Origin of the sequence: uncultured Granulicatella sp. (genome assembly GCF_963521425.1) — a bacterium.
Classification (GTDB): Bacteria; Bacillota; Bacilli; order Lactobacillales; family Aerococcaceae; genus Granulicatella.
This window is the reverse complement of the sequence record NZ_CAUQUN010000031.1, coordinates 1-25,828: the sequence shown is the minus strand read 5'-3', so window position 1 is coordinate 25,828 and position 25,828 is coordinate 1. Positions and strand designations below refer to the sequence as shown.

Sequence of the window (25,828 nt, the reverse complement as noted above, 5' to 3'; positions counted from 1 at the left end):
GTACAACCAGGAACACCTTCAGGTGATACAACACCAAGCGTACAACCAGGAACACCTTCAGATGATACAACACCAAGCGTACAACCAGGAACACCTTCAGAAGAACTATCTGAAGATGAAAAACAATTGGCTATGAAAACTAAAGTAGTAGATGGAAAAGAAGTGAAGTACGCTACAGGAGAAGCAACAACAACAGAAGCTTTACCTGAATTAGATATTTCAAAATTAACTGAAGAACCAACGACTAATCATTTAAATCAATAACGGAAAAGGTTAGAGTATTCTAACCTTTTTTACTTTTTTCCTTCAGGGCGAAAATTGAGGAGGTAGAAAATGGATCAAAAAGAAATTGTACAAAAATCAACAACAGATTCTGTTGTGACTGTGAAAAGAATACTATTTTTTCTATCAAGACTATCAGGAGAACAGTTGGTAGAGTGGTTTCATAAGATGACACCACTAGAAGGCGAAGTGGACGTAAATAAATTTCTTAGTAGAAATCCATATGCTCAAGCTATTCCTTTAAATGAAAAAGTTAATTTAGAGAAGTTTAGAGAAGTGTTCAAAGAATATAATATAACATTTGCGTTCAAACCTATTGAAAACGGAACGGAGTTATACGTTCGTTCTAAAGATAGAAAAGTTACAGAATTAGCTTGCCAAAAAATCTTCAAAGATATTATTACAAAGAAAATTGATATTACAAAATATATTCTCAAGAGAGATAGTCAAACATTTAAAGAAAAGTTAGACATGACTTACAAGCAATTGCATAAAAATACGCTTTTGAATAAAAAAATCGAAGTCGGAAAGAGTATTAAACGGAAAGGAAGATAGAAGAATGGAAGTAACTCGTCCATATGAAAAGAAAATTAAGCCTTATCTTATAACTGGATTAATTTTAGGTTTAATAACATTTAATTTTCTAAATTTTATAATGAGTTATCAAAAACAAACAAATGATAGTTTGAATATATTGTTATATCAAGAAGAAACTTATCTAGTATACCTTAGAACGTTTTATATGTATATTTTCAGATTCTATCCTTATTCATTTCTTGGAGGACTATTTGCTTTTCTAGCATGTTTAATGGGATATACCTACAACAATGATAAAGGCATTTATCGTTTAAATGAAGAATATGGTTCAGCAAGATATTCCACAAAAAAAGAAATGGAAAAATACGCTGATACAGATGACGATAAGAATATGATTATTTCTGAAAACGTAAAAATGGGATTGTGGAATAAACGATTACCGCATAATGTTCAAAGAAACAAACACGTTTGCGTTATTGGAGATCCTGGTTCTTCAAAAACATTAGGATTTATTAAGCCTAATATCATGCAGATGGCGGGTTCATTTCTTTGTACAGATCCAAAAGGACTACTTGTACATGAAACAGGTCAAATGCTCGAAGATAATGGATATAAAATAAAAATATTCGACCTTAACACATTGATGAATAGTGATCAATTTAATGTATTTGACTATATCAAAAAAGAAACAGACGTTGATAGAGTTTTAGAACAAATTACAGAAGGAACAAAGAAATCTGATAAAACAGGAGAAGATTTCTGGATACATGCAGAAGCCATTTTTATACGTTCTATGATTGCTTTTCTTTGGTTTGACAGTCGGTTAAATGGATACAAAGCTAATCTATCAATGATAGCTGACATGGTACGGCTAGCAAAAGCACCCAACAAAAAGTCAAAGCCACCAATTGATAGTTGGTTTGAAGAGTTAGAAAAGAAGATTCCAGGAAATTATGCTACCAAACAATGGCAATTGTTCGAACAAAGTTTTGATGGAGAAACGAGAGCAAGTGTTACAGCGATAGCTGCCGCAAGATATTCTGTTTTTGATCATCAAGATGTAACTGATTTAGTTACAAGAGATACCATGGATATTGAAAGCTGGCTTGATGAAAAAACAGCTGTATTCATTGCGATTCCAGAAACGAACAGTGCTTATAATTTTCTAGCGTCCATTTTTATTTCGACAGTTATGGAAACATTAAGGTATAAAATTGATAATATCTTGACAGGAAATGTGCAGTTAGAAAAAGGAAAGGAGTTACTATTCTTTCAATTTTTTATAGATGAATTTGCGAATATAGGACGGATTCCTAACATTGATAAAGCTTTAGCTACATTTAGAAGTAGAAATATGGGGATAGTGATTGTTCTTCAAGCGTTAGCACAATTAAAAGCAATGTATAAAGATGATTGGGCTTCTTTAGTGAACAACTGTGCCACATTACTATTTTTAGGTGGAGATGAAAAAGATACTACTGAATATTTATCAAAAAGGATAGGAAAACAAACAATCAATATTAGAAACCGTACAAAATCTAAAAATCGCAATGGTGGTAGTGAAAGCCACAATAAAATGGCAAGAGATTTATTAACACCTGACGAAATTGGAAGATTGGGTGGAGATGAATGTTTAGTATTTGTCACTAAAGAACACGTATTTAGAGATAAAAAAGCACTAGCGTTTAACCATAAACGTGCTAAAGAATTAGCAGATGACTATACACATGAACGATGGTATAGATATAAACGTTACAAGAATGAAATTGAAGAAATGGAAGACAATGTAAACTTTGAAGACATTGGATTTATAGAGTAAGACTAGGAATTTATTTCTAGTCTTTTTTAATATACTTTTTGCCCTGAAGGCGAAAAGTAAGAAAGGAGAATAAAGATGGAAATACTATTTAAAGGAAGTTCGCAATCTGAACTTAATAAAATACTTGAAATTGGAAAAGGCTATTCTTACAAAGAAATTGCGAAAAAACTCTATTCTTTTCAAGAAGAAATCAATCAAACAGGGGTATGTAATTTAGTTCTACTCGATAAAAACATTCATCATGAATTCTATTTTAATCTTCAGGATAGAATAACCATTTATGAAGCAATTGATAGAAGTTTACAGATTCCCAAAGGAAAAGGATACCAGTTTATTAATGAACTTACAGCATTAGAAAAAATGGTACGTTTAGAAGAAGAACTTAAACTTGAGAAAGAAGATAAGTTTCAAAAAATACTACTTAATAGCGTTTCGTTCGATGGATTAGAACAAAAAAACAACTCAGAAAAACCTAAACCAATGAATCATTTCGAAAGAAAAGCATTGCTTGCAGAAATGAAGAAAAAGGATATTTTAAGCGTAGCAGAATCTTTAGGTATGGATTTAATAAAGATTGGAAGAAGCTATAAATGGAAAGAACATGATAGTTTTGTCTTTGATACACGAAAAAATACATTCTATTGGAACTCAAGAGGTTTTGGTGGGGATTGTATTAAATTGGTGCAATTGATGAAAGAGTGTAACTTTATGGAAGCACTCAAATTTTTAAAAGAAGGAGAAATTAAAGAGTATAAGGAAGGTTCTAAACAACGAGAATTCCATTATTACTTAAAAGATCACGACAATATTGATTTAGTAAAACAATATTTAGTGAATGAACGAAAATTAGATTCTGATACTGTAGATTTCTTTTATAAAAATGGAATCATTGCACAAGCAGATTATAAAAATCCAAATACGAATCAATATGAACCTGTATTAGTGTTTAAAAACCGTGATAAAGATGGAAATATAAAAGGTGTAGCTATACAAGGAATTACGAAACATGAAGAAAATGGAGAGAGAGAGTATGTAAAACGTACTTTAGGGGACGGGTATTTCGGAACTAAGGTAATGATTGGAAATCCTCCACTTATTTCAGGAGCGAGAAGTAGTGAAAATCCACTGAAGATTATTGTGTTCGAAGCCCCAATTGATTTAATGAGTTATTACGAAATATTCAAAGATAAAATGGGGGATTGTATTTTACTTTCGATGAATGGATTGAGAAAAGAAAGTATTTCGACAACGTTTTCAGAAATAGTTTTTCCTAATGCAAACAATGAAGCATTGAGAATTAAAGCGTTGGATCATGTTCAAAAATATATAAATGAAACTAATAATTTTAAATTTATTCTTGCGGTAGATAACGATAATTGGGGCAAACAATTTATTGAAAATTTTAATTTCGATAAATTTCCTGTAATACCACATTTACCTAAATTGAAATTAGGAGAAATAAAATCTGATTGGAATCAAGTGTTACAACAAGCAAAACAATCAACTCAAAATAAGTTTTATGAGCGTGTTGCTCAAGCAACAACTCAATATAAAAGAGAATCTGAAATAGAAATTAGTCAAAAAAGAACAATTTAGGAGAGTTAAAATGGAAGAACAGTGGATAAAAAATTTAAAAAATGAAATAGAAGAAGAATCGGCTATCAATGTTGGGTTTTCTACTGATGTGATAGCTGAAATTATTAAATTAGAACCTCAATATCTGATGGACTTAATGGCGGAAGCGGGAGAACATTTAACTTTTCGTGCAAAGGAAAATGATTGGGCAATGTTTCAAAATATATTTGTAACAGAAGCTATACGGCATATGGATTTTGAAGATTTCGCTAAAGTTGCAAAATATTTTTTTGGGTATCAAATGACTGAAGAAGAAATATTAGCTGAACCTATTGAAATCACAAGAGAAAATTTTATTGAACTGCAGAAGAATAGTAAAGAGTTACATGAATTAAAATATCCTGTCCCTGATTTAGAAGAAAGAATACGTAAACGTACCTTTTATGAGAAAAGAAATGATAATGAAGTTGTAGCGTATGATCCTATCAATCAATCTATTGCAGTAATAGAACCAAATGGATTCGTTGACCCTCATCTTGAATGGAGCGAGGAGTTTATAAGCGATTATGGGCGGTCAGAAAGCAACGAGGAAGTGCTTATTGAGTATCTAACGGATTATTACCCTGACCTCTTCAAAAATGCCGTAGAGGGCAAATATGACGAATCTGAGATGACCTATCAGGATTATTGGGTAGAAAAGATTGAAACAAACAAAGAACAAACATTTTTTGAAATTAATGGTCTTTTAGAACCGTTAGGGAAAGAAGTTTATTCCTACACTGGTAGGGGATATTTTCAAGGCGATGTGTGGGAATTGTATTATCTAAAAGATATAGAAGAAAAAATTGAAAACATTGATTATTTTTTAGAACATACAGTAACAGCTTATTACAGAGGTAGTTTAGAAGAAATTGCGATTTATGATAAAAATGAGGAATTTGTAGAATGTTTTGTTTATGATCGTGAACTAACTTTTAAGGAAAGTCCAGAAAATTATGTAAATGAAAATGTAGATGATATTAGGAATAGTTTTTTTGTTGATATAGAAACTGCTTATATGTTAGAGAATATCGAAATTGAAGTAACAAAAGAACTTATTGAAGAACTTTGGGAAGTGCCAAAGGAAGAAAGAGAAGAATTCCTTTTTGAAGGAAAAGAAAAGCGGATATAAAAAAACTTGATGAATCAAGGAAACAACTCTGTTAAAAAGAGTATAAAAAAAGAAAGTCGCCTTCTCTACGGAACAACTCGAAGCGTGTTCTGCTTGTACGACTTTCTGAATTTATTATAAAGGAGTTAAAAGAAAATGTCAAATTATAAACTTGTTAGAATTGACGATGATTTTCTGTCAGAGCTTGTTGCTAGTACAGGAAGTGAAGAAATTTTAGATAAACATAATAGAAGTTATGTAGGATTATATAACGAAGAAGAAAATTGGTATATACCATTGAGATCGAAGATTGGTACTAAACGTTCGATAGATAGTTATTTTGAAACACCATTTAAGACTACTAGTCCTCATTTTGTTAAACCGGGTTTAGATTTTCAAAAATCATTATTTGTTCCAGTACAATCAGTTCGGATATTGAATCAAAATAAAATTCCAGATGAACAAGCAAACTATATAAAAATTCATTCTGAAGAAATTAAGGAAAGATTTGAAAAGTATGTACTTTCAGTAGAAAGTTATGATAAGAGTAGTAAAGATTATTTATATTCAACAGTAGCGTTATTCCCTGAAGGAATTGAGAAAATTAAACAATTACAACAAAGCAGAGAAAAAGTTAATGAAGAAATAAAACAAACAAAAAGTGTAAATGAAGAAATAGATTTACAAACAGCCCTTGCAAATAAAGATTACACATTTGTAAAAGAACACTTAGAAAAAGGAATTGAAACATATCTTGATAGCGAAACTTACAAAAACTTTTTATCTTTTTTAAAAACGATGAATAATTATTCTCAAAAAAATATGCGATTATTACTTGCTCAATTACCAACAGCAACAATGGTTGCGTCTGCTGGTGAATGGAAAAAGAGAGGACGGTTTCCAAAAAAAGGAACAAAAGCGATTCGCATTTATTCACCTATATTTGAATACCAAAAAGATAAAGATGGTAATTTTTTAAAAGACGATAATGGATTAAAAATTCCAACTGGAAAAATTGAAAAGTGGTATTTTGCACCAGTATTTGATGTTAGTCAAACTCAAGGAAGAGAACTTCCTAAACCAATTTATGAACTTACCGAAAATTTTAAAGAACCAAAACATTTTCTTTCGATTTTTAATGCAATAAAAAAATGTACAACAGCACTAATTTCTTTACAAGAAATTTCTCGTGAAGGAGTAAAAGGATTTTATAATCCTGATACTCATTCCATCGTCATTCGTAAAGGCATGAATCAATATCAAACATTAAAAACCGAAATTCATGAAGTAGTTCATTCAATTCTTCATCAAAAAAATTCAGAACTTATTTCAAGAGAACAAAAAGAATTTGAAGCAGAAAGTGTTGCTTATATTGTTTGTAAAAATTACGGTGTCGATACTTCAGATTACAGTTTTGGATATCTATCATCTTGGACAGATAGAGGAGATAGGATTTCGGAATTTGAAAATTCATTAAAGAGAATTACGAGTACTGCAAGAGAAATGATTGTAAAAATTGATAAAGAAATATCTCAACAACTCATCATTAAAGAAAATACTATTGAACAACAAACAAATAAATTTACAGAACGATTAAATTTAGCTCAACAACAATTAAATCAAATTCCTAAAAAAGATAATGTGAATGAGGTAGTTAGTGTAAAAAAGTAGAAGAAAATCCTCATGAACAAAGTTTAACGAAACGTAATGAAAACGCAGTTCGAAGAGGAAGACGAAATAGAAATGAACAAGGAGACGAAGAATAAAATGGAAAAAACAAATTACGAAAAAGCAATCAGAACAGCAATGATGATTTTAACGATTGATGATTTAGATCAACCAATCAAAAGAGGAACGCTAGCTGAAGAAATAAATGACTTGATACAGTATATCCAAATTCATCAAATCGAAGGGTTAGATGTTGAAATGTATAAAGAAGGATTAAAAGAAATTCGCAGAATGAATCAAGAAGAATATATTCAATTTTTAAGAAATGTTTTTCAAGAAATTAAATTAAAAGATGATTTTTCAATGGAGGAAATATCTTGAAAAATATTTTTAGATTAGAAAATAAAAAACACTTTTTAAAAAAAGTGGCAAAGAAAAATTTTGTTTTTTCTTAAGTAGGGGATTGGGGATTTCCCCAAAAATTATAAAGAATCGTCATTCAAACGAGTGACGGTTCTTTATAAAATTCGTAAAAGTCCGGACTTTTACTATGCTTGCAATAAGCGAAAAGAGATAGATGACACTCAGGTAGAAAGCTGCATTTCAATTTTTTAGAAAAGGAGATATAAGAGAAAAATACATTTTTCTCTTTAGATTAAAATGAGCGATAGAACAAATAGAACAAGACAGAAAAGAAGAGAAGTCTGTTTGACAGAAAAAGAAAATGAATTTTTAAATTTAAAGATCAAAAGTAGTCCGTATGACAATTTTCAAAATTATGCAAGGCATATGTTGTTAACTGGAGAAATTCATTATGTAGATTATAGTCAGTTAAAAGAATTGAAATGGGAAATTAATAAAATCGGAAATAATATCAATCAAGTAGTTAAACTTGCTAATCAGTTTGAAGAAATCTCTCAAGAAGATATTGAGGAGTTACTTGAAACTATCCAAAAAGTTGAAATTTTAGTAACCAATAAATTAAAAAAAGAAATTTATAAAGAAGGAAAATAAAATGGTATACACGAAACATTTTACTATTCGTAGTGAAAATAATTTAAGGATTGCGAAACGATATATAGAGAATGCAGAAAAGACATTAGTCAGTTCTGTAGATTCTCATTTAGAACAATTATTTCCATATGTGACGAATGATGATAAAACAATTTCCAAACAATTAGTATCTGGTTATCACATTATTAATGTATATAATGCGATTGAAGAGTTTTATACGACTAAGGAAATGGCAATTAGAAGAAGAGGAACAAAACTTGAATTTGATCCTACAACAGGACAAATGGTTTTAAATAAAAAATTAATGGAAGAGAATTTTAAAGGTGGAAAGTCTGTTCTTGCTCATCACTTAATCCAATCATTCTCACCTGAAGATAATTTAACACCTGAACAAGTTCATGAAATTGGAAGGAAAGTAATGGACGATTTTACCAACGGCGAATATGAATATATCATTGCTACACATGTTGATAAAGAACATTTACATAATCATATTATAATGAACTCTACTAATTTCTTGACAGGAAAATCTTTTCCATGGAAAATTGTTACTCAAAAAAATGGTGTGACGAAAGACTTGAGTAAAGATACATTTGAAAAAATTTCAGATAAACATGCTTCTAAATATGGAGCAAAAATAATTGACAAAGAACCTAAGTTAAATAGAAAAAAATACACGCAATGGCAAGTAGAAAATATTTATAAGAGTAAAATCAAAAGTCGGATTGATTTTCTAATCGAACATTCTAAAGACCTTGATGATTTTATTGACAAAGCAGAAGCATTAGATTTAAAAGTGGATTTTAATCAAAAACATTCACGTTTTAAGTTGTTAGATGAACCTCAAATAAGATTCACTAGAGGAAGAACTTTAGATAAAAATCAACCGAAAAAATATAGTAAGCAATACATTGAAGAAAAATTGAAAGAGAATGATTTAGTGTATTCGAAAGAATCGGTAAAAAAATTATATATAGAAAATATTTCAGTTAAAGTAGATAGTTATGATTATCAAATTAAAATTAGTGATTGGCAAATTAGCCACAAAACAGAAAAAGGCTATTATATTGATTTAGATTTTGGAGTACACGATAGAGGACAAGTTTTTATTCCTGCTTTTAAAATAGATCCTATTGAAAATGGTTGTTATCTTTATCTTAAAACGAAAGATTATTTTTTTTATACAAGTACTAATAATCCTGAAAGCAATAAATATATTCCAGCAGATATTTTGATGAAACAAATTACTATTAATAATGGCAGTAAAGCTCTGTATAGAGAACCTGTAATTGAACGATTAAATGACATTGTGGACGCTATTAATTTTCTTGCGAAAAATGAAATTTATGACGGAAATCAACTAAAGAATCTTGAAAGAAAATTACAAAAAACATCTGAAGAAGCATATAATACTTTAAAAGAATTAGATAATAAAATTGGCGATTTGACAAATATTGCAAAAGAGTTATTGTTACTTGAAAAAAATAATTTAACTAATGATGATATTCAAAATCGTTTATTAGAAAATGGCTTAGGAAAAAATACAACATACGATAGTTTGATTGAAAAAATTGAAAGCTATCAAGAAACAAGAGGTTTATTACAGGCTGAATTTAAAGAAACATTAAAAGATATTGAAGAATATAAAAAGATTAAATACGTTTCTCATCAGTATGAAGTTGAAGAAAATAAAAATCATAAATGCTTATAATAAGGAAGGGGGTATGAAAAATGGATTTATTTGTAATAGTATCAGATACAATTAACAATACGAGTGAATTAAAAATTATGACAAAAGATTCAAGGAAAGATAAAAATAATGTATATAAGTACGAACCAATCGCTTCATGTGCAACATTAGAAGAAGCCGAAAGTCTAAAAAAACACATTGAATCAATTGGAATACAATCATTTTTTAAAGAAATTGTAGAATCTGTTAAAAAAATTTAAAACTGAGGAACATATCCTTTCACTTATGAAGGGATATGTTCCAGTATTCAAAATCGTTCTGTTAGTTGATGGTATTTTAAGCAGATTTTTTTATTTAAATTTCAAAAATATCTTTCTTTGTTTTATAGCCTTTGTAAAAACAATTAACTTTCTCGCCAACAATATTGATGAATCTATATTTTTCAATTTCTAACGTTTCAACAAATTGAACAATTGATTCAACTTTACTTTCAATAATATCTACAAAATCCAATTTTGAACATTTTACGTTTACAATAACTATTGGTGAATCCATTAAATTATGATATTGATTATCGGCTGAATGATTAGATAATCGTAATTCAAAAGTTGGATAAAATTTATAAGCTGAATCCAAATGAGAAGAAATTGACCAATCTTCCAATGAATCAAAGTAAGATTCTAATTCTCTCATCTGTTCAGTATATTGACGTTTTTTTGTGTCAGATAAATGATAGTGTCTTTTTCTATAATAATTATATGCCATTTTAATCCCCTCTTTCTAGCTGATTCACCTTACATGTATATAATACATTATACATGGGTGTAAGTCAAGTAGTTTTGGAAAAAGTTTTAAAATTTTTGCAAATAAATTCTACACTTTCTTCTGAAGCAAGTTGTAAAAATTCATCAATGAAATTTATCTCACACAATGGAATTGATAATTTCTTCAGCAAATTATAATCCGTCACTTGTGACGGAAAAAATTACTTTTTGCCTTCAAGGCGAAAAGTCGATTGAACTTTTCATTCTCAAAAAATATAGGAAAACAAAAAATAAATTGTGCAATTAAAAGATAAATTTATATACTCAAATATGAAGTCATAATCAAGGAGAAAAAAATGTTTGACGAATTTGAGTTTGAAAAAAAAGTTAGAGATGAATTTGAAAAAGTCTTTTTTGAAGAAATAAATAAAATAGAACACAGTTTACAAATGCAGTATCAAGCGATGAATTGGAAATATGTTAAGACCGCAAAGAGGACAGTCATTTTTCCATTTGGCGAAATGACTCTTTATAGAAAATGTTATAAGAAAAATAATGAATATATTTATCCGTTAGATCTTTATTTAAATCTTGAGAAAAAGTCAAGGTTTTCGAATGGTTTTCTATATCAAGTCGCCAATTTATCCACAAAAATGAGTTATAGAGAAGTAGTGGAAACAATAAGATTGTTAAAAGGTGTTTATATTACAAAGGATACTGTTCTAAAATCCGTACAATTGGCTCAAAAATTATATGAAGAAAAAGAAGATTATGAATATTATCAAGAAGAAATTGCTGCAGAGAAGAAAGAAATCGAAACACTTTATATTGAAGGCGATGGTGTAATGATAAAAACGAAATCGGGCGAAAATCTAAGAACAGATTTAACTCATTTTGTTGTTCATGAAGGAAAAGAGATTGATTATGGTGGAAGATATAAATTGATTAATAAGAAAGAATTTATTTCATTAAAAAACAGTGAGGCGAGAGAAAAATTAATCCATTATATTGATCAGCATTATACGTTTAAAAAAGAAAGTTGTTTAATTTCTAATAGTGATATGGGGCATGGTTATACAGCATATGTATTTCATGAAATTTCTAAAGTATTTAAAATACATCACGAACATTTTTGGGACAAATATCATTTGTATGCTGAAATAGATTTACTATTTAATCGTTTTGAAACGAAAGAATTAGTGATTTTACTTAAAGAATCCATACAAGCACACGATAAAAAGCAAACAGCATTAGTTTTAGAAACTATAGAATCACTAGTTTTAGATGAAGCCTATTTAAATCAAATCCTTTTATTTAAAAAGAAATTGTTGAACAATTTTGCATTTACAAAAGAAGCAAAATTAAGAGGAATTGATGAAACTTGTATCGGAATCATGGAATCGCAACATTGTAAAATAACGAACCGTATGAAGAATAGAAAAATGAATTGGTCAAAAACAGGTGCGGAAGCAATGGCGAAAATGATAATAGATTCTAAAAACGATGAACTACAGTCTTTATTTATGGGAAAGTGGAGAAAAGAGTACCAAAAAATGCAATTAAAATACCTATTGCCAGTCAGTTATTTTTTAAATGAACCTAAGAATAAATCTGAAATTTCAAGTGTAAGATTCATTAACCAGCATAACGGGTTAAAAAAACAATTTTAAACTTTATAAAAGTTAATGAACTAAGAGGGCTGGTAGTTTTTTTTATTTTTTTTGAAAAAATTTTAACTTTTTTTCTAAAACCACTTGACTTACACCTGTGTATAATGTATTATATACATGTAAGTTAAACGAGGGGAAAAGGAGAAAAAACATGATTATATACAACGATTTAACAGCATTAATTTTAGAAAATGTGAATAAATATTATACTTACGAACAAGATTTTTATAGAAAGAGGGGTATTAAATTCCCTCCAAATAATTGGATGAAATTTAAAAATGGCGATACGCCACTTGAAACCATGCGTTCCTTAAGAGTATCTAAAATGATGAACGATCTATTCACTCCGTACGAACTAATGTTAATCTCATTAGCTCAAACGGAATACTATATTTCTAATATTAAATTGGAAATGAATTTTCTAACATTTTTCAATATTTACAAAAAAAAAGAATTGAACAAGTGGTTAATCGAGCACCCAGAAAAAGTTGTTGGAGAAATTAGTTGGCATTATGACGCCGACGGAAATCAAGAAAAACGATTTTTAAAAATTTCTATCGACGGAACAAAAATGGAAATGAAATTTATTTCTACAAAAAATGAAGAAATTCCAGCCGGAAGACTAAATCGTTTAGAGTGGATAAAAAATAATGTCGAATTTTTAAAATGATTAAATATAATAAAGAAGTGTACGATATTATGAATATAGAGAATAACCCAACAACCTCAGTTAAAACAGACGTCAGAAAATTGCCAAAAGAATTACAAGATAGATTATACGAGTATACAATAGGTTGTTATGATATACTCTGCGATTACTCGCAATTTATTACAGATGAAACTCAATTCTATCCACTGCTTTTGTGGGATAGAGATGGTAAGGGAATGTATCATGAATTAACAGATGAAGATAAGTTGCATGTTGAACAACTTCATGAATTAATATCTAATCAACCGATTGAAGAAAATAAGCTAATTAGATACGAGAGATTACGTTCGGATGCGGATTATTCAAATTACAAAATTGGCAAAGTTTTGAATTTAGGTGTCCGTTCGGCAACTAGAGATAAAGAATTCATTAAGAAATTAGAAGAAAATCAAGTTGAGGGATTTTTTACAAAAGAAAAAGGATTGAATAGATTTAAAAATGTTAAATTTATATTCAACACAAGTAAATCATTAGATATTTCATCTATTTCAAAATTTCCAGAACAACTAGAAGAATTAATTCAAGGCTCTTATAAGATTGTAGATACTAAGTTTATCAAAGGAAAAACACCTCATACAGAATTTATAAAAATGCCTTTTCAACAGTATGTTGAAGAAAATAATCTTAAAACTGAGATTAGAATCAGCAAAAAAGGAAATGAAAATATAGTAGTTCATATGCCAGACGGCAAAGAACGTATTATTTTGTTAGAAAAATGGGAGTCTGGAGAAGCATTGTATCGTGAAACGATTGAACATACAGAAGAAAAGATGGAAAGATTGGAAGTGTATTTGGAATATGTCGATGACAAAAAATAAAATGAAATACGGCAGTAGATTTTGAGACAATCCAGAACAATTTAAAAAATAACTTTACGTCATTCGTAAAAAGTGATTTTCATCTTTGAAATTTAACAGTCCAAAACAGCTGGTTTTATAACAAAAACATTGAGTTTTATACAAAAATGTAGTAAAATATAACTGTGATTAATTAGTTTAAATCACAAAATTATTTCCATTCTTACAGGCTAACTAATTTTTAGACACACACAATTGCAAAAAAATAGTTGACAAGGGCTTTTGGTTCCTGTAAACTATTTTCTAGTTGAATGCGACCGAAGACAGTAGGGGGCGTTAGCCTTAATATCCTACCGAGGGAGAACAAGTTGATCTTATTTCTCTATGTCTTTGTGGGCATAGAGTTTTTTTATGCCCTACCTAAAATTCAGGAGGTGAAACACGAAGATGAGTGAAGCAATTATTGCTAAAAAAGCGCAACAAGTTTCTGAAGTTGCTGAACAATTCAAAAACGCAACATCTGTTGTAGTTGTGGATTATTTAGGAATTACAGTAGAACAAGCAACAAACTTACGTACAGAATTACGTAACGCAGGTGTACAATTTGCAGTTGTAAAAAACAGCATCTTATCACGTGCAGCTAAAGAAGCTGGTTTAGAAGGAATGGATGACATTTTCAAAGGACCATCAGCTGTAGCTTTCAGTAACGATGACGTAGTAGCTCCTGCTAAAATCTTAGCTGACTTTGCTAAAAAAGTTGAAGCTTTAGAAATTAAAGCAGGTGTAATCGAAGGTAAAGTTTCTTCTAAAGAAGAAATCGAAGCTCTTGCAAAATTACCAAACCGCGAAGGCTTACTATCAATGCTATTATCAGTATTACAAGCACCAGTTCGCAACACTGCATTGGCATTCAAAGCCGTTGCAGATCAAAAAGATGGCGCAGCTGCTTAAGGCTAGCTAGCTAATCAAAAAATAATAAAAATTAATTAACCAAAATGGAGGAATTTTAAAATGGCATTAAACATTGAACAAATCATTGCTGACATTAAAGAAGCAACTGTATTAGAATTAAACGACTTAGTAAAAGCAATCGAAGAAGAATTTGGCGTAACAGCAGCAGCTCCTGTAGCTGTAGTAGCTGGTGGCGCTGGTGAAGCTGCTGAAGAAAAATCAGACTTCGATGTAGAATTAACATCTGCAGGCGACAACAAAATTAAAGTAATTAAAGTTGTTCGTGAAGCTACTGGTTTAGGATTAAAAGAAGCTAAAGCTTTAGTTGATGGCGCACCTGGAATCTTAAAAGAAGGCGTTGCTAAAGAAGAAGCAGAAGCATTAAAAGCTCAATTAGAAGAAGTTGGAGCTTCTGTAACATTAAAATAATTTTTAATGACTATTTAGAGGTCGGACGATTATGTCCGGCCTTTTTTGTTGCCTAAAAATGAATATTTTTATTAAGGTCTATCACTATTGTTCGTTTTTGATTGAAATTTCATAATGAAAACTATTGATTTTATAAACGTTTAGTATTAAAATACATATATTCCGAACAGGTGGTAAAAGAAATGTATGCTTTTTGTTTGGGGTGAACTGTTGTGAGGAAGTAAGAAAACTATTTTGGCTATAGGAGGACTTATGAAATTACTAGAAGAACGTATTTTGAAAGATGGTCATGTTTTAGGTGAGAATATTCTTAAAGTGGATTCCTTTTTAACTCACCAAGTGGATATTCGTCTGATGCATAAAATTGGAGAAGTTTTTGCAGAACAATTTGCGAATGCGGGAATTACAAAAGTTGTCACGATTGAAGCGTCTGGTATTGCTCCGGCGGTTTATGTAGCTGACAAACTAGATGTTCCAATGATTTTTGCAAAGAAATCTAAAAATATTACGATGAATGAAGGAGTGCTAACTGCTGAAGTATATTCCTTTACTAAAAAAGTAAGTAATACGGTATCTATTGCCGGTAAATATCTTTCTACGGAAGATAAAGTATTGATTATTGATGACTTCTTAGCAAATGGTCAAGCTGCTAAAGGTTTGATTGAAATCATTGAACAAGCAGGTGCTAAAGTAGAAGCGGTAGGAATTGTCATTGAAAAATCATTCCAAGATGGTCGTGGATTGATAGAAGGGGCTGGCTATCCAGTATTATCATTAGCTCGTATTGAACGTTTTGAAAATGGGAATGTTATTTTTAAGGAGGCAGATTTATAATGCAACAACAAAAGCACTCGCAAGCAGCAGTTTTAGGGTTACAACATTTATTAGCAATGTATTCAGGTTCTATTCTTGTTCCTCTAATGATTGCTACAGCTTTAGGATATTCTAGTGAACAATTAACGTATTTGATTTCTACAGATATTTTCATGTGTGGAGTTGCTACATTGTTACAACTTCAATTAAACAAACACTTTGGTGTAGGTCTTCCGATTGTGTTGGGGGTAGCGTTTCAATCGGTGGCGCCTTTAATTATGATCGGTAAGAGTCATGGTAGTGGAGCGATGTTTGGTGCTTTAATCATTTCAGGGATTTATGTCATTTTAGTTTCGGGAATATTTTCTAAATTAGCGAACTATTTCCCTTCGATTGTGACGGGTTCTGTTATTACAACAATTGGATTAACATTAATACCAGTAGCGATTGGAAATATGGGAAATAATTCTCCAGAGCCAACTGCGCAAAGTTTATTACTTTCAATTATTACAGTTGTTATTATTCTTTTGATTAATATTTTTACAAAAGGATTTATCAAATCGATTTCGATTTTAATTGGGCTGATTGTTGGAACAGTTGTTGCAGCAAGTATGGGCTTAGTTGATTTTTCACCGGTACAGCAAGCAGCTGTTGTTCATGTTCCGTCTGTATTTTATTTTGGAATGCCTACTTTTGAATTGTCATCTATTGCAATGATGTGTATTATTGCCACAGTTTCAATGGTGGAGTCTACTGGAGTTTATATGGCTTTATCAAATATTACTGGTGAAACAATTGATGCAACTCGTCTTCGTAATGGGCTTCGTGCTGAAGGGATGGCAGTGTTACTTGGTGGGTTGTTTAATACATTTCCATACACAGGATTTTCTCAAAATGTTGGATTAGTAAAAATTTCTGGAGTAAAAAATCGTCTTCCAATCTACTACGCTGCAATCTTTTTAATTATTTTAGGTTTATTGCCGAAGTTTGGAGCGTTAGCGCAAATTATTCCTAGTCCTGTTATTGGGGGAGCGATGGTTGTGATGTTTGGTTTTGTATCGCTTCAAGGGATGCAAGTATTATCAACAGTCGATTTTGTTAATAATGAACATAACTTCTTAATCGCAGCGATTTCCATTAGTATGGGAGTGGGATTTAATAATAGTAATTTATTTATTAGCATGCCAACTGCAGTTCAAATGTTTTTCTCAAATGGGATTGTAGTAGCGAGTGTCGTAGCAATTTTCTTAAATACTGTATTAAATCGAAAGAAAAATTAGAGGAACTTATTTTGAATGTATGAGAGAAGGTCTAACGGATCTTCTCTTTTTTGTGTTTCAGAAAAAAAGAGATATAATAGTGAGTGCGATTGGAGGAAGATACATGAAAGATTTACAATTTTATTTAGAATTAGAAGATAAGGAATGGGAAAGAACAGGCGAACAGAAGGACCGTCATTGTGCAAGAGCAATTGTTGTGGATGATGAAGACTGCTTTTATTTTGTTCAAATTACTAGAGATGATTTATTCGGACTAGGAACTTATATCGAAACTGCCGGTGGAGGTTTAGAAGAAAATGAAAATGCTGAAGAAGCGGTAGTAAGAGAAGTAAAAGAAGAATTAGGGATTGAGAGTGAACTGTTATGTAAAATCGGGATTGTAAGTGACTACTATCACGCAGTAAATCGTCATAATATTAACCATTATTATTTGTGTAAAATGAAGAGTCGTGGTGAACAAGAATTAATAGATTATGAAAAAAATGATCTTCAAATGAAGGTATTAATGCTTGGATATGAAGAAGCGGTGAAACTTTATGAAACACAAACAGACAAAAAACTGGGAAGATTATTAACGAATCGTGAATTGCCGATTTTGAAAGTAGCTAAACAATGGTTAGAGGAAAATCAATAGGAGGCGAGAGAAGTGAATCGATCCTATTATGCTTTCAAAATATTGACGCATGTATTGAATGCAAATCAAATAAAGTTGCCATCAGATGAATTTAAAGGAATATTAGAAGCGTTGCAAGAGGGTCATTTAAGTGAAGTGAAAAAGAGCTTTTCTCCATTAGGAAAATTAGTTGCAAGAGTGTTTGAGGTAGAACCGCTAAATGCTCATCAATATTATTTTGTAGAATGGGGAAATCAAGCAATAGCTGTCACGAGTAGTGCGGATTTGTTAGCAGTGCTGTTAAAGGTGTCTTCTGAACAACCAGAAATTCGAATTTGTACAGAGAAATAGAAGTGAAGTTTGATATACGAATTTATCATCTGAATGAAATGTTTTTTCATAACGAATTAATGTTTTCATAACAAGAAAATATTTTGCAAATAAAATGAAAAATATGGTAAAATACTGGGGTATGTGCAAGAGTACATAAAAATATCAATAGAAAAGGGGTTAATTTTTAGATGTCATCAGCTGAAATTCTAAAAGTTTTAACAGCGCCAACATTTGTGGCAGCAATCTTTTCAACAATTTCTATTATTTTAGTCGGATATATTATCCGTAAAAAAGGAATTGTTGATGCAAATAGTGGGAAAGTTATTAGTAACTTAGTTTTAACGGTTGCGATTCCTGCGTTAGCGTTTAAAGCATTTATGCAAGATATCAAACAAGAAACATTTACAACAGGTCTAAATGTATTTATCTTTGGTTTTATTGCATATGTTATTTTAATTGGTTTAGGAGAATTGTTCTTCATGAAAGAGAAAGGGGATCGTAAAACGACTCTTTCTGTTTTAACAACATTCGGTTCAACAACATTCTTCGGTATTCCAATTATTAACGGATTACTAGGAGCGACTGGTACATTATATGCGAATATTTTCAACTTAGCTTATCGTGTATTCTTATATTCATATGGATTAATTCGTATGAGTGGTATGAAATTCGAGAAGAAAAACTTAAAATTAATTTTTGGAAATATTATCGTAATTGCAACTTTTGCTGGTTTATTAATTTGGGTATTCCAAGGTTCATTACCACAAGTTGCTGTAATGGATAAAGATAAAGAAGTTATGGTAGCTTTCTTACGTATCGATAAAACAGCTCCATGGTTATTCAAAGCTATTTCTTATTTGGCTGATTTAAGTTCACCATTAGCTTGGTTAGCAATCGGTATTACATTAGGAAATATTTCTTTAGGAGACGCTGTGAAAGAACGTGCAGTATGGTTCTACAGTGTCATTAAATTATTAGTAGTTCCAGCTATATTTGTAGCAATTATTTTTGCGGTACGTCCATTCTTACCAATGGGTTATGAAGCTGCAATGGGAATTATTATTATGCTTGCAACACCACCTGCAACAGTAGCAGTAGCTTATGCGATTAAATATGATCGTGAAGCAATTTTAGCAAGTAATGCGTCATTATTAGCAACAGTATTAAGTGTTGCGGCAGTAGTATTCTGGATTGTAGTAGGTTCAGTTATTTTAAAAGGTCTATAATCTAGGTTCAATTAAATAAATATTTTTAGGAATGGAAAAGTAGAACCGTGCAAGAGGGGATACTTTTCCATTTCGATATTGGAGGAATAAACGTGAAAGTATTAGCATACGGAGTTCGTGATGTAGAAAAACCAATTTTTGAATCAGTAAATGCAAAATTTGGTTATGAATTAGTAACAACACCTGAATATTTAAATTCAGAAGAAACAGCACGATTAGCAGAAGGGTGTCAAGCAGTTATTTTACGTGGAAATTGCTGGGCAAATAAAGAAAATTTAGATATTTATAAAGAGTTAGGCGTTAAATATGTAATTACTCGTACAGTAGGGGTAAACCACATTGATGCAGCTTACGCACGTGAATTAGGATTTAAATTAGGATATGTACCATTCTATTCACCAAATGCGATTAGTGAATTAGCAGTGACATTAGCTATGGCATTATTAAGAAATGTTGCATACACAGTTTCAAAAACAAGCAAACAAGATTTCCGTGTAGATGCACAAATGTTTGCGAAAGAAATCCGCAATTGTACAGTAGGTGTAGTAGGGATTGGCCGTATCGGTTTAACAACTGCAAGATTGTTCAAAGGATTAGGTGCAAAAGTTTTAGCTTATGATGCGTTCCCTAAAGAAGGAGTAGACGATATTTGTACTCAAGTATCTTTAGATGAGTTATTAGCAAATTCAGATGTGATTAGTATTCATGCGCCATATATTCCAGCGAATGGAAAAGTTATTACAAAAGAATTTATTAGCAAAATGAAAAAAGGTGCTATCTTAGTAAACACAGCTCGTGGTGAGTTACAAGATGTTGACGCTATTATCGAAGCGGTTGAATCTGGTCACTTATCAGGTGTAGGTTTAGACGTATTAGAAGGAGAAAGTGCAGTATTCTTTAAAGACTTACAAGGTCAAAAAATCGCAGATCCTGCAGTTGCAAAATTAGTAGATTTATATCCTCGTGTACTAATTACTCCACATATGGGAAGCTATACAGATGAAGCAGTATTAAACATGATTGAAACAAGTTTCGAAAATATTAAAGAATATGAAGAAACAGGTCAATGTAAATTTGATATCCAAGGTTAATTTGAAAAGAAACACTCTAGGCGAAAGCTTAGAGTGTTTTTTTAATGACTTTAGTCATGGTAAGTAGTGACTTTAGGCACTAAACGATAAGGGAAGAATTAGATATACTAAACATGTAAAAACGTAAAGGAAGTGATTGGGATGACAGAAGTAAAAGAAAATAACAAAATGAAAAAAATATTTAAAAACTTATTCTGGTTTTATGTTGCAGTGTTAACGATATTAATGGTAAAAGTATTCGTTGGTGGAGAATCAGTCATAGAATACGTAACGGGAGAAAAGTTTGTACTCTTCATTCCGATCCTATTAGGCGTTATATCAGAAGAAGTGTAGGGAGGAATAACAATGAGAAAAGATGAGAATGGAAAAGAAAAACAAGTGAATATTACAGGGAGAACAATTTGGGCAGCGGTACTCATTATCAATGTAATCCTAATTCTGATTAAACTGTTTAATGTGTTTTATTTTAAACATTCGTTTGGAGAAGAATTTAATGTTACTTATTTTATGTCACTGTTTCCGACTTTCTTTTTATTCTTCGTGACAGCTAATATTGAGAAAGAGAAAAGTGAAAGTTAAAAAATGCTAGAAGTTTAAGGAGGATAACAATGAGAAAAGATGGGAATGGTAAAGAAAGAAGAGTAGATATTACAGGAAGAAGAATCTGGACGGCAGCAATTATTATAAATGTAATACCTATTTTGATTAAATTATTTAATGTATTGTACTTTAAACATTCATTTGGAGAAGAATTTAATTATCCTTACTCCATTTCGCTAGTCACAATTTTATTTTTATTCGTAGTAACAGCTATTTTAGAAAAAGAAGAAAAATAAAATTTTTTAAAATAAATTTTTGAGAGAAAAAATTGTATTGGTTTTCAAGAATTTTAAGACTTAAAACTAAACAGCTAGAAACGTTGATATAATAATGTTTCTAGCTATTTTTGAATAAAAATGAAACACACGGCGGCGTTTGTATAAAAAAAGATTGATAAATCAACAAAAAAAGCTTGCATTTTTATAAATTAGCATGTATACTATTAAAAGTGTCGCAGGGGGATAAGTATGCCCACGTGCGATACCCCCTGTAAAGGAAACAGGGGTAGCTATGAAACGAGAGGTTGCGACACACCCGGACGCTTTGCCACGAAAGGGAAACGTCGGAAATTCGCGTGGAGCTAGTCTTATGACAACATTAGACGAAGGAGGAAAGAAAATGGCAAAACAAAAAATCCGTATCCGTTTGAAAGCTTACGAACACCGTGCGCTTGATCAATCAGCGGAAAAAATCGTAGAAACAGCAAAAAGAACTGGTGCTAGCGTAGCTGGTCCAATTCCATTGCCTACAGAAAGATCGCTATATACAGTTATTCGTGCGACTCACAAATACAAAGATTCTCGCGAACAATTTGAAATGCGTACTCACAAACGTTTGATTGACATTGTCAATCCAACACCAAAAACTGTTGATGCCTTAATGAAACTTGATTTACCAAGTGGCGTTGACATCGAAATCAAATTATAATTTATAGAAAAATGGAGGTGTAACCATGACCAAAGGAATCTTAGGCAAAAAAGTAGGGATGACTCAATACTTTACAGAAGCAGGTGAACTTATTCCTGTAACAGTTGTAGAAGTAACTCCAAACGTTGTTCTTCAATTAAAAACAATCGAAAACGACGGTTATGAAGCTGTTCAATTAGGTTTCGACGACTTACGTGAAGTTTTATCAAATCGTCCTGCAAAAGGTCATGTAGCAAAAGCAAATGCTACTCCTAAGCGCTTCATTCGTGAATTCAACAATGTCGAGCTTAGCGAGTACGAAGTAGGACAAGAAATCACTGTGGATGTATTTAAAGCAGGTGACATCGTTGACGTAACAGGAACATCTAAAGGAAAAGGTTTCCAAGGTGCGATTAAACGTCATGGTCAATCTCGTGGACCAATGGCTCACGGTTCTCGTTACCACCGTCGTCCTGGTTCAATGGGTGGAGCATCATTCCCATCACGCGTATTCAAAGGTAAAGCTTTACCTGGACAAATGGGTGGCAACCGTATCACTATTCAAAATCTTGAAGTGGTTAAAGTTGATGCAGAACGCAACGTTATCTTAATCAAAGGTAATGTACCAGGATCTAAAAAATCATTAGTAGAAATTAAAACAGCTATTAAATCAAAATAATTCAGTAAGGAAGGAGGAACGAGAGAATGACAAAAGTTACATTATACAAACAAGATGGAACAACAAATGGAGAAATTGAGTTAAACTCAGACATCTTCGGAATTGAACCAAATGAAAATGTAGTATTCGACGCAGTAATCATGCAACGCGCTTCATTACGTCAAGGAACTCACGCAGTTAAAAACCGTAGTGCAGTAAGCGGAGGCGGCCGTAAACCATGGCGCCAAAAAGGAACTGGTCGTGCTCGTCAAGGATCAATCCGTTCACCACAATGGCGTGGCGGAGGTATTGTATTCGGACCAACACCTCGTTCATATAGTTACAAATTACCAAGAAAAGTACGTCGCTTAGCGATTAAATCAGTATTATCACAAAAAGTATTAGATCAAAAGCTTGTTGTAGTGGAAGCATTACAATTCGACGCACCAAAAACAAAAGAGTTTGCACAAGTATTAGCTAACTTAAAAGTTGACACAAAAGTGTTAGTAGTTGTTGAATCTTCAAACGAATTCGCACAATTAGCTGCACGTAACATTCCAAACGTAACAGTTGTTGATGAAACACAAGTTACTGTTTTAGATGTTGTAAACAACGATAAATTAGTATTAACACAAGCTGCTCTTTCTAAAGTAGAGGAGGGACTTCAATAATGGATGCACGTGACGTAATCAAACGCCCAATCATTACTGAAGCTTCAATGCTTGCTACTGACGAAAAGAAATATACTTTCGAAGTAGACGTACGCGCAAACAAAATTGAAGTACGTCAAGCCGTAGAAGAAATTTTTGGTGTTAAAGTAGAAAAAGTTAACATCTTAAATGTACGTGCTAAATTCAAACGTGTTGGCCGCTATGCTGGTTACACAAACAAACGTCGTAAAGCAATCGTGAAGCTTACAAAAGACTCAAAAGATATTCAAATCTTCGCTGAAGAAGCATAATCTTCGAAGCAAAACTACTATTATATAGGAGGAATTAGACGTGGCGATTAAAAAATATAATCCAACCTCAAACGGCCGTCGTAATATGACAGGTTATGATTTCAGCGAAATTACAAAGTCAACACCAGAAAAAACTTTGTTAGAATCATCAAAAAACAACGCTGGTCGTAACAGCCAAGGTAAAATCACTGTACGTCACCAAGGTGGCGGACACAAACGTGCTTATCGTGTGATTGACTTCAAACGTAACAAAGATAACGTTGAAGGAGTTGTTCACTCAATCGAGTACGATCCAAACCGTTCAGCAAACATTGCTTTAATTCACTATGTTGATGGTGTGAAAGCATATATTATTGCTCCAAAAGGTTTACAAGTAGGACAACGTATCGAATCAGGCGTTAACGCTGATATCAAAGTTGGTAATGCATTACCATTAGGAAGCATTCCAGTCGGTACTGTTATCCACAACATTGAAACAAAACCAGGTAAAGGCGGACAATTAGTTCGTTCAGCTGGTACAAGTGCACAAGTACTTGGTCAAGAAGGTAAATACACTTTAGTTCGTTTGAACTCAGGTGAAGTTCGTATGATTTTAGCAACTTGCCGTGCAACAATCGGTACTGTTGGTAACGAACAACATGAATTAATTAACATTGGTAAAGCTGGTCGTGCTCGTTGGAAACGTAAACGTCCAGAAGTTCGTGGATCTGTAATGAACCCTAACGATCACCCACACGGTGGTGGTGAAGGTCGTGCTCCAATCGGACGTCCAACACCAGTATCTCCATGGGGTAAACCAGCTCTTGGATACAAGACTCGCAGCAAGAAAGCTCGTTCAAACAAACTTATTGTTCGTGGTCGTAAAAAATAATTATTAAAATAAATCTGATTCTATTAAAATTTTGGAAGGAGGATTTCCATAATGGGTCGTAGTTTGAAAAAAGGACCTTTCGTCGATGAACATTTGATGAAAAAGGTTGAAGCAGCTCAAGGAAGCGACAAAAAAGTAGTGATCAAAACTTGGTCTCGTCGTTCAACAATTTTCCCAAACTTTGTTGGACAAACAATTGCTGTATATGACGGCAGAAAACATGTTCCAGTTTATATTCAAGAAGACATGGTAGGACACAAACTAGGTGAATTCGCACCAACAAGAACTTACCGTGGTCATGCAAATGATGATAAGAAGAGTAAACGTAAATAACGAGGGGAGGACTTAAACTATGTCAGAACAAATCACATCTGCAAAAGCAGTTGCTAAAACAGTTCGTATTGCACCTCGTAAAGCTCGTCTTGTTGTCGATCTAATTAGAGGTAAAAAAATCGGTGATGCAATTTCAATCTTGAAATTCACACCACGTGCAGCTTCACCAATCGTAGAGAAAGTGTTGATGTCTGCAATTGCAAATGCTGAACACAATTTCGACTTAGATGTTGAAAACTTATATGTAAGTGAAGCATACGTGAACGAAGGACCAACAATGAAACGTTTCCGTCCACGTGCTAAAGGTTCAGCTTCACAAATCTTAAAACGCACAAGCCACATCACTGTAGTGGTATCAGAGAAGAAGGAGGGATAATCAGTGGGTCAAAAAATTCATCCAATTGGAATGCGTGTCGGAATCATCCGTGATTGGGATTCAAAATGGTACGCAGAAAAAGATTTCGCAGAATTCTTGCATGAAGATTTAAAAATCCGTGATTATATCCGTAAACAATTAAGCGACGCTAGCGTTTCAACAATTGAAGTTGAACGTGCAGCTAACCGCGTTAATGTTTCAATCCACACTGCAAAACCTGGTATGGTTATCGGTAAAGGTGGATCTGAAGTTGATAAATTACGTACAAACTTAAATAAATTAACAGGTAAAAAAGTACACATCAACATCGTGGAAATCAAAAAACCTGATTTAGATGCAAAATTAGTTGCTGAAGGAATTGCTCGTGACTTAGAACGTCGTATTGCTTTCCGTCGTGCACAAAAACAAGCTATCCAACGTACAATGCGTGCAGGTGCTAAAGGAATTAAAACAATGGTATCAGGTCGTTTAAACGGTGCAGATATCGCTCGTTCAGAAAGCTATTCTGAAGGAACAGTTCCATTACACACATTACGTGCAGATATTGACTACGCTTGGGAAGAAGCAGATACTACTTACGGAAAATTAGGTGTTAAAACTTGGATTTACCGTGACGAAGTATTACCAACAAGAAAGAACAACAACTCTGAGAAAGGAGGGAAATAAACATGTTAGTACCAAAACGTGTAAAACACCGTCGTGAATTCCGTGG

The 25,828-nt window shown here is 32.1% G+C and carries 32 protein-coding genes, 1 pseudogene and 1 other annotated feature; of the genes and pseudogenes, 32 read left to right on the top strand and 1 reads right to left on the bottom strand.

Going from position 1 to position 25,828, the window contains the following annotated elements:
• The 10 genes and pseudogenes from RWO76_RS07810 to RWO76_RS07765 form a co-directional block, all read left to right on the top strand.
• A pseudogene (locus tag RWO76_RS07810) lies at positions 1–264 on the top strand (hypothetical protein); the annotation flags it as partial.
• Positions 265–333: 69 nt separating this feature from the next.
• A complete protein-coding gene (locus RWO76_RS07805; protein ID WP_314355085.1) occupies positions 334–837 on the top strand; it encodes a DUF3801 domain-containing protein in 504 nt (167 codons plus the stop codon).
• A 4-nt stretch (positions 838–841) separates the two neighbouring features.
• Positions 842–2,638: a VirD4-like conjugal transfer protein, CD1115 family gene (locus tag RWO76_RS07800; protein ID WP_314355084.1), complete on the top strand. Its 1,797-nt coding sequence runs from the start codon at positions 842–844 to the stop codon at positions 2,636–2,638.
• Between the two features lie 75 nt (positions 2,639–2,713).
• A complete protein-coding gene (locus RWO76_RS07795) occupies positions 2,714–4,234 on the top strand; it encodes a DUF3991 domain-containing protein (RefSeq protein ID WP_314355083.1) in 1,521 nt (506 codons plus the stop codon).
• 10 nt (positions 4,235–4,244) lie between these two features.
• Positions 4,245–5,384 carry a hypothetical protein gene (locus tag RWO76_RS07790; RefSeq protein WP_314355082.1) on the top strand — a complete coding sequence of 380 codons (1,140 nt, stop codon included), beginning with the start codon at positions 4,245–4,247 and terminating at the stop codon, positions 5,382–5,384.
• 135 nt (positions 5,385–5,519) lie between these two features.
• Positions 5,520–7,034, top strand: a complete 1,515-nt coding sequence (locus tag RWO76_RS07785) for an ArdC-like ssDNA-binding domain-containing protein (protein ID WP_314355081.1) — start codon at positions 5,520–5,522, stop codon at positions 7,032–7,034.
• Between the two features lie 96 nt (positions 7,035–7,130).
• Positions 7,131–7,412 (top strand): hypothetical protein, encoded by a 282-nt coding sequence (locus RWO76_RS07780; protein ID WP_314355080.1) that lies wholly within the window; start codon positions 7,131–7,133, stop codon positions 7,410–7,412.
• Between the two features lie 279 nt (positions 7,413–7,691).
• Positions 7,692–8,045, top strand: coding sequence for a plasmid mobilization relaxosome protein MobC (mobC, locus tag RWO76_RS07775; RefSeq protein WP_399543191.1), 354 nt, complete (start codon positions 7,692–7,694; stop codon positions 8,043–8,045).
• Between the two features lies 1 nt (position 8,046).
• The gene (locus RWO76_RS07770; RefSeq protein WP_314355078.1) at positions 8,047–9,756 is read left to right on the top strand and encodes a relaxase/mobilization nuclease domain-containing protein; all 1,710 of its coding nucleotides are present in this window, start codon (positions 8,047–8,049) and stop codon (positions 9,754–9,756) included.
• Between the two features lie 20 nt (positions 9,757–9,776).
• Positions 9,777–9,995, top strand: coding sequence for a hypothetical protein (locus RWO76_RS07765; protein WP_314355077.1), 219 nt, complete (start codon positions 9,777–9,779; stop codon positions 9,993–9,995).
• Between the two features lie 94 nt (positions 9,996–10,089).
• On the opposite strand, the gene RWO76_RS07760 is transcribed toward RWO76_RS07765, so the two are convergent.
• Entirely contained in the window at positions 10,090–10,500 is a 411-nt protein-coding gene (locus RWO76_RS07760) for a hypothetical protein (protein ID WP_314355076.1), read from the bottom strand.
• Positions 10,501–10,855: 355 nt separating this feature from the next.
• Between RWO76_RS07760 and RWO76_RS07755 the strand changes: the two genes are divergently transcribed.
• The 22 genes from RWO76_RS07755 (at position 10,856) to rpsC (ending at position 25,782) form a co-directional block, all read left to right on the top strand.
• On the top strand, positions 10,856–12,169 hold the full coding sequence (locus tag RWO76_RS07755; RefSeq protein WP_314355075.1) for an ISLre2 family transposase: 1,314 nt from the start codon (positions 10,856–10,858) through the stop codon (positions 12,167–12,169).
• A gap of 151 nt (positions 12,170–12,320) precedes the next feature.
• Complete coding sequence (locus RWO76_RS07750) at positions 12,321–12,839, top strand: elongation factor G (RefSeq protein WP_314355074.1); 519 nt, start codon at positions 12,321–12,323, stop codon at positions 12,837–12,839.
• Positions 12,836–13,696: a hypothetical protein gene (locus RWO76_RS07745; protein WP_314355072.1), complete on the top strand. Its 861-nt coding sequence runs from the start codon at positions 12,836–12,838 to the stop codon at positions 13,694–13,696. Before RWO76_RS07750 ends, RWO76_RS07745 begins: the two co-directional genes overlap by 4 nt.
• A 278-nt stretch (positions 13,697–13,974) precedes the next feature.
• Positions 13,975–14,094 (top strand) — a sequence feature (ribosomal protein L10 leader region).
• Between the two features lie 28 nt (positions 14,095–14,122).
• Positions 14,123–14,626, top strand: coding sequence for a 50S ribosomal protein L10 (rplJ, locus tag RWO76_RS07740; protein ID WP_006703255.1), 504 nt, complete (start codon positions 14,123–14,125; stop codon positions 14,624–14,626).
• A 60-nt stretch (positions 14,627–14,686) separates the two neighbouring features.
• Positions 14,687–15,055: a 50S ribosomal protein L7/L12 gene (gene rplL, locus RWO76_RS07735; protein WP_006703256.1), complete on the top strand. Its 369-nt coding sequence runs from the start codon at positions 14,687–14,689 to the stop codon at positions 15,053–15,055.
• Positions 15,056–15,307: 252 nt separating this feature from the next.
• Positions 15,308–15,889, top strand: coding sequence for a xanthine phosphoribosyltransferase (locus tag RWO76_RS07730; protein WP_314355071.1), 582 nt, complete (start codon positions 15,308–15,310; stop codon positions 15,887–15,889).
• On the top strand, positions 15,886–17,148 hold the full coding sequence (locus tag RWO76_RS07725; RefSeq protein WP_314355086.1) for a nucleobase:cation symporter-2 family protein: 1,263 nt from the start codon (positions 15,886–15,888) through the stop codon (positions 17,146–17,148). Before RWO76_RS07730 ends, RWO76_RS07725 begins: the two co-directional genes overlap by 4 nt.
• A gap of 103 nt (positions 17,149–17,251) precedes the next feature.
• Entirely contained in the window at positions 17,252–17,782 is a 531-nt protein-coding gene (locus RWO76_RS07720; protein ID WP_314355070.1) for an NUDIX hydrolase, read from the top strand.
• 12 nt (positions 17,783–17,794) lie between these two features.
• Positions 17,795–18,112: a hypothetical protein gene (locus tag RWO76_RS07715; protein ID WP_314355069.1), complete on the top strand. Its 318-nt coding sequence runs from the start codon at positions 17,795–17,797 to the stop codon at positions 18,110–18,112.
• Positions 18,113–18,282: 170 nt separating this feature from the next.
• Positions 18,283–19,320 carry an AEC family transporter gene (locus RWO76_RS07710; protein ID WP_314355068.1) on the top strand — a complete coding sequence of 346 codons (1,038 nt, stop codon included), beginning with the start codon at positions 18,283–18,285 and terminating at the stop codon, positions 19,318–19,320.
• 92 nt (positions 19,321–19,412) lie between these two features.
• A complete protein-coding gene (locus RWO76_RS07705) occupies positions 19,413–20,411 on the top strand; it encodes a 2-hydroxyacid dehydrogenase (protein ID WP_314355067.1) in 999 nt (332 codons plus the stop codon).
• A 141-nt stretch (positions 20,412–20,552) separates the two neighbouring features.
• Positions 20,553–20,744 (top strand): hypothetical protein, encoded by a 192-nt coding sequence (locus RWO76_RS07700; protein ID WP_314355066.1) that lies wholly within the window; start codon positions 20,553–20,555, stop codon positions 20,742–20,744.
• Between the two features lie 12 nt (positions 20,745–20,756).
• Positions 20,757–20,990, top strand: a complete 234-nt coding sequence (locus RWO76_RS07695; RefSeq protein WP_314355065.1) for a hypothetical protein — start codon at positions 20,757–20,759, stop codon at positions 20,988–20,990.
• A gap of 29 nt (positions 20,991–21,019) precedes the next feature.
• Entirely contained in the window at positions 21,020–21,247 is a 228-nt protein-coding gene (locus tag RWO76_RS07690; protein WP_314355064.1) for a hypothetical protein, read from the top strand.
• Positions 21,248–21,629: 382 nt separating this feature from the next.
• Positions 21,630–21,938 (top strand): 30S ribosomal protein S10, encoded by a 309-nt coding sequence (rpsJ, locus tag RWO76_RS07685; RefSeq protein ID WP_039849279.1) that lies wholly within the window; start codon positions 21,630–21,632, stop codon positions 21,936–21,938.
• Between the two features lie 25 nt (positions 21,939–21,963).
• Positions 21,964–22,596, top strand: a complete 633-nt coding sequence (rplC, locus tag RWO76_RS07680) for a 50S ribosomal protein L3 (protein ID WP_006703267.1) — start codon at positions 21,964–21,966, stop codon at positions 22,594–22,596.
• 26 nt (positions 22,597–22,622) lie between these two features.
• Positions 22,623–23,246, top strand: a complete 624-nt coding sequence (rplD, locus tag RWO76_RS07675; protein ID WP_227932295.1) for a 50S ribosomal protein L4 — start codon at positions 22,623–22,625, stop codon at positions 23,244–23,246.
• Positions 23,246–23,536 (top strand): 50S ribosomal protein L23, encoded by a 291-nt coding sequence (gene rplW, locus RWO76_RS07670; protein ID WP_006703269.1) that lies wholly within the window; start codon positions 23,246–23,248, stop codon positions 23,534–23,536. The genes rplD and rplW overlap by 1 nt, the downstream gene beginning before the upstream one ends.
• 40 nt (positions 23,537–23,576) lie before the next feature.
• Positions 23,577–24,407 (top strand): 50S ribosomal protein L2, encoded by an 831-nt coding sequence (gene rplB / locus RWO76_RS07665; protein WP_006703271.1) that lies wholly within the window; start codon positions 23,577–23,579, stop codon positions 24,405–24,407.
• 51 nt (positions 24,408–24,458) lie between these two features.
• Positions 24,459–24,740 carry a 30S ribosomal protein S19 gene (rpsS, locus tag RWO76_RS07660; protein ID WP_006703273.1) on the top strand — a complete coding sequence of 94 codons (282 nt, stop codon included), beginning with the start codon at positions 24,459–24,461 and terminating at the stop codon, positions 24,738–24,740.
• A gap of 19 nt (positions 24,741–24,759) precedes the next feature.
• A complete protein-coding gene (gene rplV, locus RWO76_RS07655; RefSeq protein WP_006703275.1) occupies positions 24,760–25,116 on the top strand; it encodes a 50S ribosomal protein L22 in 357 nt (118 codons plus the stop codon).
• A 3-nt stretch (positions 25,117–25,119) separates the two neighbouring features.
• Positions 25,120–25,782 carry a 30S ribosomal protein S3 gene (gene rpsC / locus RWO76_RS07650; protein ID WP_006703277.1) on the top strand — a complete coding sequence of 221 codons (663 nt, stop codon included), beginning with the start codon at positions 25,120–25,122 and terminating at the stop codon, positions 25,780–25,782.
• Positions 25,783–25,828: the final 46 nt, after the last annotated feature.